Annotated in this window: 23 protein-coding genes and 1 pseudogene; 10 read left to right on the top strand and 14 right to left on the bottom strand. The window is 42.1% G+C overall.

The genetic code is table 11. From position 1 onward, the window contains the following. Positions 1-147: 147 nt before the first annotated feature. Together U5K35_RS07960 and U5K35_RS07955 are read left to right on the top strand one after the other, a co-directional pair. Positions 148-843, top strand: a pseudogene (locus U5K35_RS07960) (Bax inhibitor-1/YccA family protein). Between the two features lie 109 nt (positions 844-952). Next, entirely contained in the window at positions 953-1,207 is a 255-nt protein-coding gene (locus tag U5K35_RS07955) for a TIGR03643 family protein (RefSeq protein WP_322570925.1), read from the top strand. Positions 1,208-1,214: 7 nt separating this feature from the next. On the opposite strand, the gene U5K35_RS07950 is transcribed toward U5K35_RS07955, so the two are convergent. Together U5K35_RS07950 and U5K35_RS07945 are read right to left on the bottom strand one after the other, a co-directional pair. Continuing rightward, positions 1,215-1,748 (bottom strand): amidohydrolase family protein, encoded by a 534-nt coding sequence (locus tag U5K35_RS07950; RefSeq protein ID WP_322570924.1) that lies wholly within the window; start codon positions 1,746-1,748, stop codon positions 1,215-1,217. 62 nt (positions 1,749-1,810) lie between these two features. Beyond that, positions 1,811-2,623: an amidohydrolase family protein gene (locus U5K35_RS07945; protein ID WP_322570923.1), complete on the bottom strand. Its 813-nt coding sequence runs from the start codon at positions 2,621-2,623 to the stop codon at positions 1,811-1,813. 140 nt (positions 2,624-2,763) lie between these two features. Between U5K35_RS07945 and U5K35_RS07940 the strand changes: the two genes are divergently transcribed. Next, on the top strand, positions 2,764-3,150 hold the full coding sequence (locus tag U5K35_RS07940; protein ID WP_322570922.1) for a MerC domain-containing protein: 387 nt from the start codon (positions 2,764-2,766) through the stop codon (positions 3,148-3,150). Here U5K35_RS07940 and U5K35_RS07935 read toward each other — a convergent pair. Then, positions 3,143-3,793 carry an FAD-dependent oxidoreductase gene (locus tag U5K35_RS07935; protein ID WP_322570921.1) on the bottom strand — a complete coding sequence of 217 codons (651 nt, stop codon included), beginning with the start codon at positions 3,791-3,793 and terminating at the stop codon, positions 3,143-3,145. The genes U5K35_RS07940 and U5K35_RS07935 overlap by 8 nt on opposite strands. A gap of 8 nt (positions 3,794-3,801) precedes the next feature. Beyond that, a complete protein-coding gene (locus U5K35_RS07930) occupies positions 3,802-4,257 on the bottom strand; it encodes an NAD(P)-binding protein (RefSeq protein WP_322570920.1) in 456 nt (151 codons plus the stop codon). A 113-nt stretch (positions 4,258-4,370) separates the two neighbouring features. On the opposite strand from U5K35_RS07930, the gene U5K35_RS07925 reads away from it, so the two are divergent. From U5K35_RS07925 to U5K35_RS07905, 5 genes are all read left to right on the top strand, one after another. Further along, entirely contained in the window at positions 4,371-5,306 is a 936-nt protein-coding gene (locus U5K35_RS07925; protein ID WP_322570919.1) for a hypothetical protein, read from the top strand. Between the two features lie 44 nt (positions 5,307-5,350). After that, positions 5,351-5,719 carry a response regulator gene (locus U5K35_RS07920; protein WP_322570918.1) on the top strand — a complete coding sequence of 123 codons (369 nt, stop codon included), beginning with the start codon at positions 5,351-5,353 and terminating at the stop codon, positions 5,717-5,719. Between the two features lie 60 nt (positions 5,720-5,779). Continuing rightward, positions 5,780-6,469 carry a hypothetical protein gene (locus U5K35_RS07915; RefSeq protein ID WP_322570917.1) on the top strand — a complete coding sequence of 230 codons (690 nt, stop codon included), beginning with the start codon at positions 5,780-5,782 and terminating at the stop codon, positions 6,467-6,469. A 68-nt stretch (positions 6,470-6,537) separates the two neighbouring features. Beyond that, positions 6,538-7,104 carry an outer membrane protein gene (locus tag U5K35_RS07910; protein ID WP_322570916.1) on the top strand — a complete coding sequence of 189 codons (567 nt, stop codon included), beginning with the start codon at positions 6,538-6,540 and terminating at the stop codon, positions 7,102-7,104. Positions 7,105-7,180: 76 nt separating this feature from the next. Then, complete coding sequence (locus tag U5K35_RS07905) at positions 7,181-8,068, top strand: hypothetical protein (RefSeq protein ID WP_322570915.1); 888 nt, start codon at positions 7,181-7,183, stop codon at positions 8,066-8,068. 31 nt (positions 8,069-8,099) lie between these two features. On the opposite strand, the gene U5K35_RS07900 is transcribed toward U5K35_RS07905, so the two are convergent. From U5K35_RS07900 to U5K35_RS07860, 10 genes are all read right to left on the bottom strand, one after another. Then, complete coding sequence (locus U5K35_RS07900; protein ID WP_322570914.1) at positions 8,100-8,678, bottom strand: DUF502 domain-containing protein; 579 nt, start codon at positions 8,676-8,678, stop codon at positions 8,100-8,102. An 86-nt stretch (positions 8,679-8,764) separates the two neighbouring features. Continuing rightward, complete coding sequence (locus tag U5K35_RS07895; RefSeq protein WP_322570913.1) at positions 8,765-8,935, bottom strand: hypothetical protein; 171 nt, start codon at positions 8,933-8,935, stop codon at positions 8,765-8,767. A 66-nt stretch (positions 8,936-9,001) separates the two neighbouring features. Further along, a complete protein-coding gene (locus tag U5K35_RS07890) occupies positions 9,002-9,523 on the bottom strand; it encodes an FAD-dependent oxidoreductase (protein WP_322570912.1) in 522 nt (173 codons plus the stop codon). Then, positions 9,507-9,833, bottom strand: coding sequence for an FAD-dependent oxidoreductase (locus U5K35_RS07885; protein ID WP_322570911.1), 327 nt, complete (start codon positions 9,831-9,833; stop codon positions 9,507-9,509). Before U5K35_RS07885 ends, U5K35_RS07890 begins: the two co-directional genes overlap by 17 nt. After that, a complete protein-coding gene (locus U5K35_RS19665; protein ID WP_416221619.1) occupies positions 9,830-10,030 on the bottom strand; it encodes a CIA30 family protein in 201 nt (66 codons plus the stop codon). Before U5K35_RS19665 ends, U5K35_RS07885 begins: the two co-directional genes overlap by 4 nt. Positions 10,031-10,177: 147 nt before the next feature. Beyond that, entirely contained in the window at positions 10,178-10,366 is a 189-nt protein-coding gene (locus U5K35_RS07880; protein ID WP_322570910.1) for a CIA30 family protein, read from the bottom strand. Between the two features lie 73 nt (positions 10,367-10,439). After that, positions 10,440-11,030, bottom strand: coding sequence for a hypothetical protein (locus U5K35_RS07875; protein WP_322570909.1), 591 nt, complete (start codon positions 11,028-11,030; stop codon positions 10,440-10,442). Positions 11,031-11,298: 268 nt separating this feature from the next. Next, a complete protein-coding gene (locus tag U5K35_RS07870) occupies positions 11,299-11,598 on the bottom strand; it encodes a transcriptional regulator (RefSeq protein WP_322570908.1) in 300 nt (99 codons plus the stop codon). 13 nt (positions 11,599-11,611) lie between these two features. Further along, on the bottom strand, positions 11,612-11,932 hold the full coding sequence (locus U5K35_RS07865; protein ID WP_322570907.1) for a hypothetical protein: 321 nt from the start codon (positions 11,930-11,932) through the stop codon (positions 11,612-11,614). A gap of 96 nt (positions 11,933-12,028) precedes the next feature. After that, complete coding sequence (locus U5K35_RS07860; RefSeq protein WP_322570906.1) at positions 12,029-12,217, bottom strand: hypothetical protein; 189 nt, start codon at positions 12,215-12,217, stop codon at positions 12,029-12,031. A gap of 732 nt (positions 12,218-12,949) precedes the next feature. On the opposite strand from U5K35_RS07860, the gene alaS reads away from it, so the two are divergent. After that, complete coding sequence (gene alaS, locus U5K35_RS07855; RefSeq protein ID WP_322570905.1) at positions 12,950-14,449, top strand: alanine--tRNA ligase; 1,500 nt, start codon at positions 12,950-12,952, stop codon at positions 14,447-14,449. Between the two features lie 89 nt (positions 14,450-14,538). Next, positions 14,539-15,639, top strand: a complete 1,101-nt coding sequence (locus U5K35_RS07850; protein WP_322570904.1) for a DHHA1 domain-containing protein — start codon at positions 14,539-14,541, stop codon at positions 15,637-15,639. Positions 15,640-15,746: the final 107 nt, after the last annotated feature.

Raw genomic sequence — 15,746 nt, 5'->3', positions numbered from 1 at the left:
TACCAAACCTGTAACTAAGAGAATACAAAGTATACAAACGCCGATGAATTTTAGTACTTTATCCATGCAATATTTGCAATTTGTCGTGGTTTAGTAATTTACTCAAACACCCTCAATTTTAAACTAATTTTTTATCATTAAGAAATAATGAATACACAGCAATTAACAGCAGAACAGGTAAAATCGATTCAAGCCACCTTTATAAACAAAGTGTATGGATGGATGGCTCTTGCCCTGGCTATAACCGGATTTGTAGCTCTCAGAGTGGCAAGCTCAGAATCATTGGTAAACACTATTGCGAGTAATCAGATCCTGTTCTTTGGAATTATAATAGCTGAACTTGGGCTGGTTGTCTGGCTTTCGAGTGCAATTGATAGCATGAATGCAACTCGGGCCATTACCTTATTTCTACTGTATTCAGCACTGAACGGACTCACTTTATCGATCCTGTTTCTGATCTGATACGGCTGCATCAATTGCGTCTACCTTTTTCATCACAGCCGGGACTTTTGGTGTAATGAGTGCCTATGGATATTTTACCAAAACGGACCTATCGAGCTGGGAAATATTCTTTTCATGGGATTAATTGGGATCATAATTGCCAGCGTCGTAAACATTTTCTTGAATAGTGAGATGCTGTATTGGGCGGTGACGTACATCGGTGTATTGGTATTTGTAGGACTCACCGCATATGACACACAAAAGATAAAACGCATGAGTCTTGAAATGGATGTAGAATCAGAAGAGGGTAGTAAAGGTGCTGTCATGGGTGCTCTTGCCTTGTACCTAGACTTCATAAACATGTTCATATTTATGTTGAGAATATTTGGTAATCGAAAATGATCGCTATATAGATCTTATAATAAATTTAAAAAGCTCCTGTCAATATCGGCAGGAGTTTTTTTATGGATTGAAATCCTGGTAAAAAACGTAGTGATAGAAAAAATTCAATATGAGTAAAGCAGATAACTTATCAAAAGCAGATAAAAGCAGGATCGTTGAAATGGCATGGGAAGATCGTACTCCGTTCGACGCCATTGAGTTTCAGTTTGGGCTGAACGAAGATGAGACCATAGAACTGATGCGATCTGAAATGAAGCGCTCAAGCTTTAAAATGTGGCGCAAACGAGTAACGGGTAGGAATACAAAGCATCGAAAGAAAAGAAGGGACTCAGTCAATAGATTTCTGAGCCCCAAAAAGTATTGATCCTGATCTAAATATCACTATCTGTGAATAGATTTTGCAGAGCTTCACTGTTGAAGACCTTTCCGTCAGACACAACGGAATAAATTTCTTGTGTATTGGTGATATCCTCAAGAGGATTAGCATTCAGGAATAATAGATCAGCCTGTTTACCTGCAGTGATCGATCCGACTTCATTATAATCGTTGAAGAAATCAGCTCCATTCAAAATAGATGTTTGTAAGGCCTCAAGCGGGGTCAGACCTGAGCTCACCATTTGTTCCAGTTCTTTATGGAGTGAGATGCCAGGATATACAAATGAGTTATAGGCCCCTGCATCAGAACCGGCAAGTATTTTTACTCCGGCTTCCTGCATATCATTTGTCATCTTCTTGAATAGATCATTCAGCTCTTCCTCGAACTTAATTGCTGATTCGCTTCTGTTCTGAGCTGACCGGAGTCTTCTCTGATAGGTGGTTTCAAGGTCATCAGGGATGTAATTGAGATATTCTTCTTCAGTATGGTCTTCCTCATGCAGAAAACTCAGGATGTCGTCAATATGCAAGGTAGGGACGACATACACTTCATTATCAGCCAGGGTTTGAAAAATCTCGGGCTAAGTCTTCGTCATAGCTGTCTTTTCAATTCTGCCACAGCCTGCCAAAAGCCAATTTCTCCGTTTCGTACCATTTCAGTGATCTCTGCCTCTCGCAAGGAGGTTCCCTTCATTACATAGTATAAGTGCTCGATTCCGTCCAGTCCGGCTTCGATGGCATCTTCAATGAGTATGTCCATTGGCATGTGACCGGTTACAATCAGTCCGCGTTCTTCTGTTTGCCGAACGATCTCAAGGTAGTTTTCACCGGATAATTTGCTTTCGTAGATCTTTATGTAATCAACCCCAAGATCCTGAAGTGAATCGAGAGCAGATGATATCTCCTCCGCATTAGTAACCTCAATTGATCCTTCCCAGGTTGGGTCAGTACCATCGATCTTTGGTCCGCTTGTGTAGATAAATGGTCCTGTCAGCATGTTGGATTCTATCTCGATCCTCCAGTCATAGATAGAAGAGGTCAGGTCACCACCGGCATCTCTTACTGTAGTTACTCCATTGGCAATGAACAATGGCAAAAGTTCTCTGTTTGAGTTGATAAGATCATCTCCGCCCCGAAGGTGGATATGCATGTCCCACAAACCGGGAATCACATATTTGCCATCCATGGAGATAGATTCAGCACCGGATAAATTTTGGCTTCCATCCGGAAAAATACTACTTATAACCCCGTCTTCGATCAGTATAGATTGACCTTCAGAAATTTCACCTGTTTCAATATCGATTATATTTGAACCTGTGAACAGGGTTTTAGTTGATTGAGAACCTGAACAGGCAGAAAGCATTGAGATTGCAATGAAAAAGGTAATGATCTGTAGATGTTTCATGTGATCTTTGTTTTAAAAATTTGCCCAATATACATAATGACTCTATCGATTTTTTAGATGATTAAAATCTCATAGCTGTTATTAAATTTTTTTACCTTTGGGGCCTGTTAAAAATTTGATAATCCTACTGCTCAAATCTGATGAGTAACATCCAACAAAATGATAGTAAGGGTTTCTGGGATCGCCTGGGTATAGGACTTTCCGGGTTATGTGCCATACACTGCCTGCTTGTTCCGGTTTTTGTATCGCTGATCCCACTTTGGCCGGCGCTTGACGACTTTCATGAATACACTCACTTAGTGTTTTTTCTGGCTATAGCACCAGCTGTGATCCTTTCAGTGAAAAACCGAAAAGACCTTAAATCAATATCCGGTTACTTGTTTGTTGGATTGGGGATCATATTTCTGGCCTGGCTTTTCAATGACACACTGGGAGACTATGGTGAGGCGGGGGTTACATTGGTCGGCAGTTTACTTTTGATCCGCGGCCACTGGCTGAACTATAAAAGAAAGATGGATTTTATTTAGTAACCAACTGCAAGAGGTCGATCACTTTCTGAGCACATCCCCAGCTTAGTGTAACCCCGGCACCTCCGTGACCGTAATTATGAATCACCAATTTATCGCCAATCTCTTCTGATTCCATCCTTAATCCATTTTCAGTAGCACGGGTAAAACGATAACCTAGTTTGGAACGCATTTCCGAAATAGGAGGGAGTTCGCAATCAAATGAATGCCTGAGGATCTCTTTGTGAAGAGTTACGATCTGTGATGGTAATTTCAGTTTCTCAATTTCTGTAACCGGGCTCATATTCTCTTCACCCTTCCATTTTCCATGATCATCGATGTATCCTTTTTGACGGCTTCCTCCCAAAACGAGTCCATCCTGTCGGGAGTAGCAATATACATCCTGCTCATTATCAGATTCGCTACGGTAAACCTGTTTCCCGGGAGAATAATTGTAAGAAACCAGGTTACCTTTAGCATCTTTGACTGAAGGTACGCCTTTAATATTGATCAGGTGACCCCGGTGAATGACCTGACCTGAAGTATCCCCAAACAATTTTACACTTCCGATCTCCGTACAGTTAATGATGATATCGAAAGGGAGGTCAGGTAGGTCTTCAGTCTTTAATTCCCTGATCTCAAAACCTGATATATTTTTAATCACATTCTGGATCATGGCAGGAAAATATAGTGACCAGTCTGCGAAGTAGGCTTTGAATCTTCCAACCGCTTTTTACAGTATGATCCGGATGCTCCGGATAAACTCATTTTGAATTCGTTAAGGACCTGGAAATGATCCATTGCTCTAGTATAGTCAGGAACCTCTTTTGGATGTGCAAAAAGCTCATAATGTTTTGTTGTAGTGACACCTGGGAATTGCTCTATATAAAGTGATTCAAAGTGATTCTTACTAATTCTAAAGATCTCAATGAGTTCGTCTGAATGAACAGCATGGGGAATGATGGAGGCCGCAGGAAACAGACTTGAGAATTCAGGATTTAAAGCAACTGTTCTGGGATCGTCTTTGGTGATGATGTGAACCTGATATCCAAGTTCAGTTAGGAGTGAGGCCGTGCTTAAACCGCTGATGCCGGCTCCCAATACACAAACTTTCTTTTTATTGATCATGATAAAATATAGGAGCTTTTAGAATTAATCACCTGCCGAAATGATGTCCGCGGTAGTTGTAAGACCGTCCTTATTTTGGTACTTTAGTATATCATCAAACAGGTAATAAAGGCGTGCAGAAACTCATTTTATTCTTAATAGCGGCAGTAGGACTTCTTTCTATTTCTGCCTGTGATATGCTTACCATCAGCGATGATGCACTCGAGTACCCTACTGTTTACTCTAAGATCGAACTTGGTGAGCTTCAATCGTTGAATGAGGAATATCATGAGCTCAACAATGGGCGTTTATGCTCCACTCTGAATGAATATGGGTTCACAGGGTTTAGTGAGATACTGTTCGTAAATGGACAAAATCCATGTGAGCGAGTGAATCGGAATGTTGTACGTATTGAAATGACGAACACTGATACATTACTCAGTGCCGCCAAACGAGTATTATATAAAAACCGGGAATTTACGGGTATACAAGATACCAATCGACTCAGGCTGAAATCTATGTCTCCTCAGCCCGGATGCATAAATTGTGGTCGCCCTGATGAATACAGTGCAAATATTGAATGGAGCCTGACCTTTGAAAATCAATACATTGACTTAGCAGAAGTTCTTGGAACTGAAATAACCGTGTTTTTAGATGCTCTGGGTGTGAACCGGATATGGGGCAACTGGTATTCGAATTTTAAAATACCTGATTTTGTTAATTTCGGATATGTGGATGTTCAGGAAGAAATGGCAGGGATGGAAATAGATCTTTTGCCATTTACTGGAATTGATACAACGTATATTGTGCAGCCTCAGGACCTTCAAGAAATACCCACTAAAGTACACTATCCGATCGAAAGAAATAATGGCGAAGAGCTGGAAATAAGAACCTGCTGGGCCATTCCGATCAGTTATAGATTAGATGAAACATTTCCCGGCTGGATCGCATATGTAGATATAGAAGAGGGAATTATAGTAGATCTCGTGACAAGATTTTCAGAAGAAGAAAATTTTTTTTCGGGTCAGAAAAATAAAAGTGTAACATTTGACCGGCTTCTTTCTCTTTAGTGTTAGGGTAAACAAGATTAATCACAAGCTTTTAAGGAAATACATTGGCAGAACCAATCAAAAAGATTCTTATCGTTGAAGATGATATGATAATTTCACTTGTTGTCGAGAATATGATCAAAAAATTAGGTCATGAACTAGTTGGTAAAGCGGCTTCAGGTGAAGATGCGATCAAACTTGCTGAAGAACACAAACCGGACATTATCCTTATGGATATCAGGTTGAAGGGAGATATCGATGGCATAGAAGCAGTAATAAAGATCAAAGATAAGATCGAAACTGCAGTTATCTATCTAACCGGAAATTCTGACAAGGTGAACTACGACAGAGCTAAGGCTACTGATTGCGTTGATCTCATCTCAAAACCATTTACCATAGGTGAGTTGACCCGTTCTCTGGATATGATAAAATAAATTTCTAATGTATCTTTTTTAAACTTTAATCGTACGTTCTCACATGAAAAAAGGAATGTTATGAGTACAAAGTTTAAAAACCTAAGGAACGACCTTGAAGACCTTGAGGAAGAATCAAGCATCGAATTTGGGAGTGGTTCGCCCGTTTCAGAAAACACATCTGGCTCAAAAGTGGCCAACTATATTTTGTTGTTTGCATTTCTAGCTACACTGGTTTTTTATACCGGCTCAAAGATCAATTTTCCAACTTTTGACATCAACCCTATTGAATCATTTGTGCAGGAACTCAATCAGCCGGATGAAGATCTGTTGAACCGAATGGGAACACGGATGGAGGAAATGGGTTATGGTGCCATGTCTCACGAGCAGCTCATTGCACTGCGTGAGGAAGGGGTTACCGCTACTTACACCTCACAGATCAGAGATATCGGCTATACTGATGTTACACTCGATGAACTGGTAGCTCTACAAAATGCTGACGTTAGCGGCACTTTCGCCAGAATGATGAAAGAATTGGGTTACGAACTAAGTATTCAGGATCTCATTGATCTCAGAAATGCTAATGTCACTGCTTTTTTCACCAGTAACATGCTGGATCTTGGTTATACCATGGAAGAACTTACCAAAGAAAATCTCATAAGAATGAGAGGCCTTGGCGTAACACATCAGAGGGCAGAGCGATTGATGGAAGAGAGTGGTGCTAGACTATCCGTAGATGAACTGATCAGAAATCGGATAAGTAATCAGTAAGATTATGATTGGGAACATTTTTGACTGAATTTACTATAAATAGTGAACACGAATTGATCCCAATTACGATGAAAAAAATAGTTACTATTGTTTCTTTAATGGCTGTTATAAGTCTTTTTTCACAGGCTTTTGCACAAGAGTATTTGATCGAAAATGGAACCGGCTTTGGCCCAAAGCTTGGATATTATAAAGCCCCAGATGCGGATGATGGAACCATGTTTATCGGACTTCAATCTCGTTCAAAAGGTAAATATCTGGGTGGTGAATTCTCAATAGAATACCGCGGTGAACAAACCTACACCACAACCGGCGGTGAATTAAGGGTTAAACAAATTCCTATCACAGGGTCTTTGATGGTATTCGCCCCATTAGCTAGAAATTTTGCACCCTATGGCTTGGCGGGATTGGGAGCGTACTACACTTTTTATGATTATAATGGTGGGTTCATTAATCCTGGCGATGACGCGGAAGTAAAATTCGGATACCACCTTGGATTTGGGGCGGATGTTGCTGTTTCGGAATCAGCCGCTTTCAACATTGATTATCGATATCTGTTTCTTGAGGGAAGTGATGACATCGCAGATAAAGAGTTTAGCGGTAATGTGATCTCGGCCGGACTTACATTTTATTTCTAGATCAGAAACTCCTATTTTCGAGCCCGTATCTGAAAAGATGCGGGCTTTTTTTTGAACCTAATCACCGATACAAAATATGGCGGAAATTACTTTACCCGAAGTAGAACTGAATATCTATTCTAAAAAAAATCCTACTGAGATCACAGTTGTTGAAAATTACATTTGTACCAAGGAAAACAGCCCCAACTTTGTCCGTCACGTGACTTTTGATGTATCCGGAACCGATCTTGAAGGAAGGGTCAGGATCGGGCAATCGATCGGTATTTTACCTCCGGGTAAAGATGAAAGAGGTAAGCCTCATAAACTGCGCTTGTATTCGGTTTCATCACCAACTGCCGGTGAGAACGGCAAACCAAACCTGATGTCTACTACTGTTAAAAGGACTATTGAAGAAATAGATGGTAAGCTATATTTAGGGATCTGTTCAAATTACCTGGCTGACCTTAAACCCGGTGATAAGGTAGATGCGACCGGGCCGAGCGGGAAGCGGTTTTTATTGCCCGAAAATCCGCTAGATTTCAACTATGTATTTTTTGCTACCGGTACCGGAATTGCTCCTTTCAGGGGGATGATCATGGAAATGCTGGAGTCCGGTTATAAAGGTGATATTGCTTTAGTGTTTGGGGCTGGATATCGAACCGACCTAATCTATTCTGATTACTTCATGGAAATGGAGAAAAAATATGACAACTTCCACTACATTGCCAAGATCTCAAGAGAGGATCGCCGACCGGATGGGTCCAAGTATTACGTTCAAACAGCCATAGAGGATGAAGCAGAAATCATGGATCCGATCTTCAGTCAGGAAAACACGCTGGTTTATATCTGTGGAATTAAAGGAATGGAATCGGGTATATACAAGGGATTGGCTAAAAAGGGTTTTTCTGAATATCTGCTTCTTAAAGGAGATTATGTGGATATGGATCCCAATGAGTGGGACTGGAAGAAATGCGCCGAAAGGTAAAACCCGGCGCACGTTGCTTCGAGGAAGTCTACTAAACATTAGCGTGAGTTTTCGTTACTCCGCCTGAGACCACAAAACGCATGAAGTTGGTTGGATCGGTCTTGATTGGAGTGACTTTATCTCTTGGTACAATGTAAAGGTTGCCCGAGACATTGTAGGAATGTGGGCAATACACCGCCACCTCATTTTCCAACCCGAAATGTGAAAGGGAATCTTCCGTAATAAAGCCAAACCGTTTCATTCCAAACGGCTCACTGAATTCGACAACCACCGGTTTGGTAAATTTCTTTCGCTCACCCACAAACGCTTCCGTAAGATCTTTAAGAGAATTATATACAATGTTGATGAATGGGGTTTTGGTCATTAGTTTTTCAAACAGGAAAACGATAGGTCTGGCAAAGGTTCTTGACATCACGTATCCAAAAATTGTAGTAAGTGTGAATCCTGTGATGATCCCCAAACCTGGAATTTCATATTTGAACCAACTGAATAGCAGGTCGTTAAAAAGCGCGTTTGTCCATATTATAGTAGAGTAGGCGATGTACGCAGTTATTGCTACAGGAAAGATGAAAAGTATGCCACGAAAGAAATAATTGAAGATGGTTTTCATAGTCAGATAGATTTTAAATTTGATAAAATCTAAAAGTAAATCATCAAAGATGTTGAGTTTATCCCGTCTTTATTTTTAAGGCGGTGTCACTCTTTTATCTTTTTGATCTGATCATATACATTAAAGGCACTGTGAATGGCTCCCTCCATATAACCGGGAGAGACCTCGGATGTTTCTGCTCCGGCAATGATGAACCTGTTATTGAGATATGACTTTTTGAAAGAATCTGTGACCGTTATTTTGATGCGGTAGGACATGCTCGTTATACGGGATATAGGCTGAATGGCTCACTGGCCCAAAGCAGTTCGTGATATTCTACATAATTATCGATCGCATTCCCATAGATATTTTCTGAGCTGTTTTAGTACCATTTTCAGTCGCTCTTCTTTTGAAACTGAGAAATAAGTACTGTTTAGAAAACCTTTGACGGCATGTTGACTGCCATCTCTCATAGAGTGGTCATACATTTCAGTGACAAGTCCCACATTGCTGAACACCGTACCGCTTGAGTTTTCTTCCAGCCAGAACGGATCATCAAAGGTCAATCCAAATTTCATGGATTCCCCCATCCAAGTGTGTGTAACGGATAACAGATCTTTTACGCTTTTGGGAAGATCAGGCTCTATCTGAATTCTTGAAGCCAAAAGTCTTGGAGGAAGAGTGGAGATGACTTTACCCGCTTCAAATTTATTATTAATGCCTTCAATGATCAGTTTGCTATTATTGGCAGTGATCTTACTCACGGGCTCATCCAGAAATAGATCCTCATTTTGTAAATGCCCGGCCAATGTTCTTATCAAAACGGAGGTTCCGCCTTCAATGCGGTAACTAGGTTGCTGCTCCATCAGGCAGGGTAACGAGTTGATGTGGACTCATGGATGTCGGCTCATAAATGGCTTTACTACCCAGCCTTTGCCGAAACGTTTTCAGCCCAAGTTCATCCAGAAGAGACTGGAGTTTGGTGTGAGCCGGACCCAGCCAGGTTGCCCCCATTTCAACTGTTGCCTGATCCTTTCCACCAACGGTTAAAATTCGTCCTCCGAGGCGATTACGTGCCTCTACCAAGGCTACTTTCAGGTCAGTTTCCTTTAGCAAATATGCCAGTGTTAATCCGGTTAGTCCGCCGCCAATGATGAGAATGTCTGCTTTATTCATTCTTCAACTAACTCAATTTTGTCGATGAGAAGTTTGAATGACTCGGGCCTTTTATTTCCGATCAAAAAACGAATTTCCTCAATGGAATCATGATCAAAATCAGGTCGATCCAGTTTTCTTCCCCGAAAGGTTGGGTAGAGATCTCCAACTCGGAATTCCAGATCCTGCCATTCCCCCGTAGTTTCGAAATAGGTGATGTAGGAAGCGTAATCGGTTTACCTTGTGTTTGACTCTGAACTGATATCGTTTTCCATCCCCTTTGATCCGGATCCTGATCATTTGATCCGTTTTTACAGAGATAGAGGGGAAATTCATAGCGAACTGAGGAGAAGCCACCATTATTTTCAAGCGATGTCTCCCAAAAAGAGACCGTGTCCCTCAGGACTTAAACCCATTGTGCCATTAGACCGGCCACCCATTACCACGTCATCAACGATACTCCAGTCTTTAAGATCTGAGTTCTTATCAAAATCGAATATTAGCTGAGTGTTCATAGAGAGAATGAAAAATAAAATTCCGATAATAAACTTCATTGTTATATCTGAAAAGTATGATTTATATGTGCAGAACTAAACCCTGCGAAAATGAATTCGTTCCTCTATGTATTTACTCGTTTTGAGAGGTGGTACTTGGTTTCCCGGAGAAGTCCTGTCTTGAATATTGAAACAACATTGCTGCTACCAAAAAAAGCGTAATAAAGAATCCGTTCACTGCAACTATCTCATAAACGGAACTGTGAGGCAGATCTGCCATTCCCGTTATTAGAGCAGTAATAGCGATAATTGACTGTGTTGCTGCCATGACAAACATGGTGTATCCCAGTCCGATGGATCTAAATCGGGACACGAAAGCTCCGATCACGCCAACAGCAATAACAAGAAAGTATAATGCATTGAATTCATTGTTTTCTTTCGCTAACCAATGATTCCTGACTGCAAGATAACTCCATATCAGAAACAAGCCGGAGAAAAGAGCAAATCCAACGGCAACACAGTAGGTAATATTTGTTGACTGCCTGGTAACCAGAATGTAGGTGAGGCCCGTGCCAAATATGAGTGCGCCGGCAAAGATGAAATCGGAAATAGTCCATACAACATCTTCCGAAAACAGCATAGCAATCAAAGGGATCAGTAATAGTATTACGGTAGTAAGTGCAAGGTATGATACGGATCTAAGCAATGTTTTATCTGTATTCATGGTAGTATAGTTTATAAGGTCATATAAAAGTACTTTTAAGTACAAAGAAATCAAGTAAATTTTTTAGCTCTTCTGAAAACTAATTTTTGATCGGGCGAAACAGTGCCAACCGGTTCCGCCCAATATTACAGAATAAAGCCTGGAAAGGGCGCCCGGTTCATCTTCAACTACGATTATGAAGGTCATCAAAGAGATGACCGATGAAGATGGTCAGGAATGAAAGCAGCTTGTGCATTTTTATGTTTTTTAGAGTGATCTGTTTTCATAGCTATTTCTGTGATTTAATGATCTGTTCCAGGACTTTGAGATGTTCTTTAAATGCTTTTTCACCTTTTAGCGTTATAGAATAACTGGTGTTGGGTTTATTGTCGATAAAAGCTTTTTCTATCTCTATAAATCCTTCGTTTTCCAGTTTCTTGATGTGTGTGGCCAAATTGCCATCGGTCACATCCAGGAAATCCCTGAGAGAGGTAAAATCCAGAGAATCATTAACAGCCAGTGCCGACATGATTCCCAGCCTGACCCTGTTTTCAAATGCTTTATGTAGATCGTCGAATGATACGTTCACTGTTGATCACCGCTCATACCTGAAAGTGCATATATAGTCCGTACAGGATATGAACAACACCAAATCCGATCGCCCAAAAAAGAAGTCCATAGCTGATATAGGCCATGTTTAGTAATCCAAGTATCATCTGTGCAAAGCCCATGATGCGAACCTCTTGAATGGTATAAAAGCCGGCGTTGAATAATGCGAGTCCATAGAATACCAAGGTGAGGGGAGCGATCAATCCAAGCAAGCCTTTGGAGATCAGTATAACGATCAGAAATCCACCGGCAAATAGGGGAATAGACATGCTTGTTAAGCAATCTGCGAGAGGTGTCATTCCAGACTTTTTCATCACTGTTTTCGAGCCTTTCTTCGGGAATCCAGAAGGGCGCTGATCAGTGCGAGAATGAGAACATCCGGTTGCCGTTAAGTAATGATATTGCTCAGATCAGGATAGGTAGTAAAAAAGTTCATCGGGGTGAAATTCTAGAACACTGTAAGCGATCCATGCACCGCCCAAGGCGTAGATTCCGGCCAATATTCCAGCCCATCCGGAAAGCGATAAAAATTTAGAAGACCGCTCCATCATGGAACGTATCTCTGCGATATCCTGAATGTAATCTTGTTCTTCTTTCATGCAAAGTACTTTTTATTTCAAAGTACTTTAGAATTTTGAGTGATACAAGAGGGAGGAAAAATTATTTGAACATCGAACAAGGAACATTCAATATCTAAGGAAGAAGTGTTTAATGGTCATTCCGCGCAGAGGTGGGAATCTAATTATCAGAATCGCGGATTATTTGGATTATAGGACTCCACGGATCTATTAGGCTTACCGACTCCGTAGGAGTCACATATCTGTAGCCCCGGGTAAGCCCGTTGTAATGTAGAATTTGGGATTAGTGTTTGTAGGACGCAACCCGGGGTTATCATGTGTAGAATTATTTTTGTCCAAGGGGTTGGAAGGCTTGAATAGTTCTTCAAAAATTGGGCAGGGTTGGTTGCCTCGGCTACATACGGACCGGGAGGTCCGAGCAGGCGTTCCCAACGAGGACGTTGGGAACGAGGTAAAATAGTTTTGTGATGGACAAATAATTCTAAATCAGTGACCATCCGCAATATCAGCGTCATTCGCGTTCCATTTGTTAGTGCCCAGAGAAACAGATATCGTACTCCGCGAGCTTTTGGTTCTGTGGGGTTGAGATGGTTGCCATTACCCTTCGGTCAGACGGACTCCAAGCCGTCAGACCGATTTCCAAAAAACTCCGTGTAACTCGGCGTCCTCCGCGGTTAATTCCCGCATGAGTTCAAACTATATTTTTCCTATCTTTAAGGCTCTTTAAAATTCAACACTCACACATCAAAATTAATGTCGCATAAGACTTCCGCCCAGATCCGTCAGGAATTTTTTGATTTCTTTGCTGAAAAAGATCACGCCATTGTTGACAGTGCTCCCGTAGTTCCCAAAAATGATCCGACCCTGCTTTTCACCAATGCGGGGATGAATCAGTTCAAATCCATTTTTCTTGGGGAAGAAGAGGCTCTCAAACATGAGGGTAAGCTATGGAAGCGTGCGGCCGATACTCAAAAGTGTATTCGTGTAAGCGGTAAGCACAATGATCTGGAAGAAGTGGGTCATGATACCTACCACCACACGTTGTTCGAGATGCTGGGGAATTGGTCATTTGGTGACTATTTCAAAAAGGAAGCCATTGGATGGGCGTGGGAATTATTGGTGGAGAAATGGGGCCTTGACCCTGACCGACTCTATGCTACCGTATTTGAAGGGGATGAAGCCGATGGTTTGCCTGTGGATGATGAAGCTATTGAGCTTTGGAAAAGTGAGACTTCGATTGATCACGATCATATCCTGAAGTGCGGTAAGAAAGATAATTTCTGGGAAATGGGCGAAACCGGTCCGTGTGGACCTTGTTCGGAAGTACACATCGATCTGCGCTCTGATGAAGAACGTAAAAAGAAACCCGGTGCCGAGTTGGTGAATATGGACGATCCCCGAGTGATGGAGATCTGGAACCTGGTATTCATTCAATTTAACCGAAAACCGGATGCCTCCCTGGAAAAACTACCTGCTCAGCACGTGGATACCGGAATGGGTTTTGAGCGTGTGTGTGCCGTGCTACAGGAAAAGACCTCTAATTACGATACCGATGTCTTCACTCCTTTATTGAATGAAATTGCTGACCTGGCCGGACTGAAATATGGCGAGGATGAAGAAAAAGACATCGCCATGCGGGTGATTGCCGATCATATTCGCGCAGTGACCTTCTCCATTGCAGATGGAGCTTCTCCCGGAAATGATGGCCGCGGGTATGTTATCCGGCGAATATTGCGTCGTGCTATTCGATATGGCTGGGATGTGCTGGATTTCAAAGAGCCATTCTTCTACAAGCTTGTGGATGTGCTGGCTGATCAGTTCAAGGATGTATTTCCGGAGATCAAAGCGCAGAAAAAATATATTGTTAATGTGATCCGCTCTGAGGAAAAGAGCTTCCTGAAAACACTTGGGCAGGGAATCGAGCTGTTCAACGAGATGGTGGAAGGGAAGAAAAAGTTATCCGGTGAGGATGCTTTCAAACTTCACGATACCTATGGCTTCCCGATCGATCTTACCGAACTCATGGCACGCGAGCGTGGAGTGGAGGTAGATGTAGAAGAATTCAACAAACACATGAAAGCGCAGAAAGAACGCGCCCGTGCTGCCGGAAAGTTTTCGGTGGATCAGAGTGAAACTAATATTTGGTATGCAGTTACACCCGAAAGATCTTCTGAGATTAGGATTCACGAATTTGTTGGTTATGATGATGCTGAAACTGAAGTAGAAATTTTGGCTACTCAGAAGAGAAGGTGATAAGATATGCTGTTCATCTTGAATAAAACTCCATTTTATGCGGAAAGCGGTGGACAGGTAGCTGATACCGGTGCTCATTACCAATGGTGATGAATACATCAAAGTATTGGATGTGCAGAAAGAATAACGGACAGTTCATTCATTATGTAGATAAACTTCCTGAAGATCTTTCCGGAACATGGACAGCTAGCATTGATTTTGACCGACGTATAGAAATTCAGAAACATCACTCTGCTACGCATTTGGTTCATGCCGCATTGCGGGGAATTTTGGGTGATCATGTGGGACAAAAAGGTTCGCTGGTGGATGAACATCACTTGCGCTTCGATTTCTCTCACTTTGAAGCCATGACCGATGAACAACTGGAGGAAGTAGAGCAGCTGGTGAATGAGAAGGTTCAGGAAAACATTCCGCTGCAAGAAGAACGTAACGTGCCGATAGACGAAGCTAAAGAGCGCGGAGCAATGATGCTGTTTGGTGAGAAATACGGCGAAACCGTTCGTGTGATCACCTTTGATGATGATTATTCGGTAGAGCTTTGTGGTGGAACTCACGTAGGAGCTACCGGTGAGATCGGCTATTTCCGGTTCACCAATGAAACCTCCGTGGCAGCCGGGATCCGCCGCATCGAAGCCGTTTGCGGTACTCAGGTTGATAAGCTTCTCCGCGATGAAAAACGATTATTACAGCAAGTGAAAGGAGCCATAGGTCAAACCCAGGATCTGGCTGCAGATGTACTGAAACTGATCGAGGAAAAGAAAGCTCTCGAAAAGGAACTCGAAAAAGTGCAGATGCAAAATACCGGTGCCAAGCTGGATGAACTGATCCAGAGTGCCGGCTCACTTGATTCAGGCATTAACTTGGTGAAAGGGGAGGTCCCCGGCGCCGATATGGACGCGCTGAAGCAACTGGGCTATGATGGCATTCAAAAAACCAAGAAAAATACCGCAATCGTACTCGGCTCCAAAGATGAGGAAGAAGGCAAAGTGTACCTGATGGTTGCTTTGACGGAAGACCTCATCAAAGAAAAAGGATTGAAGGCCGGTGCATTGGTCGGTCAGCTTGGAAGGCTTGTTGGTGGCGGAGGTGGCGGTCAGCCTAACCTGGCGACTGCCGGTGGACGTCAACCTGAAAAACTGGCTGAAGCATTAGAGAAAGTGAATGAATTGATCAAGGAATCTATTTCCTAATCGGACTATGAAATAGAACACGGATGACACGGATTGGGCGGATCATCGCGGAAAGGTTTTATCATAGGTTATTAATAATTAATCAGTGACCATCCGCAAGATCGGCG

Origin of the sequence: Rhodohalobacter sp., assembly GCF_034521535.1 — a bacterium.
In the GTDB taxonomy this organism is placed as follows: domain Bacteria; phylum Bacteroidota; class Rhodothermia; order Balneolales; family Balneolaceae; genus Rhodohalobacter.
Note: the sequence above shows the minus strand (reverse complement) of the source record. Positions and strands in the feature narration are given on the sequence as shown.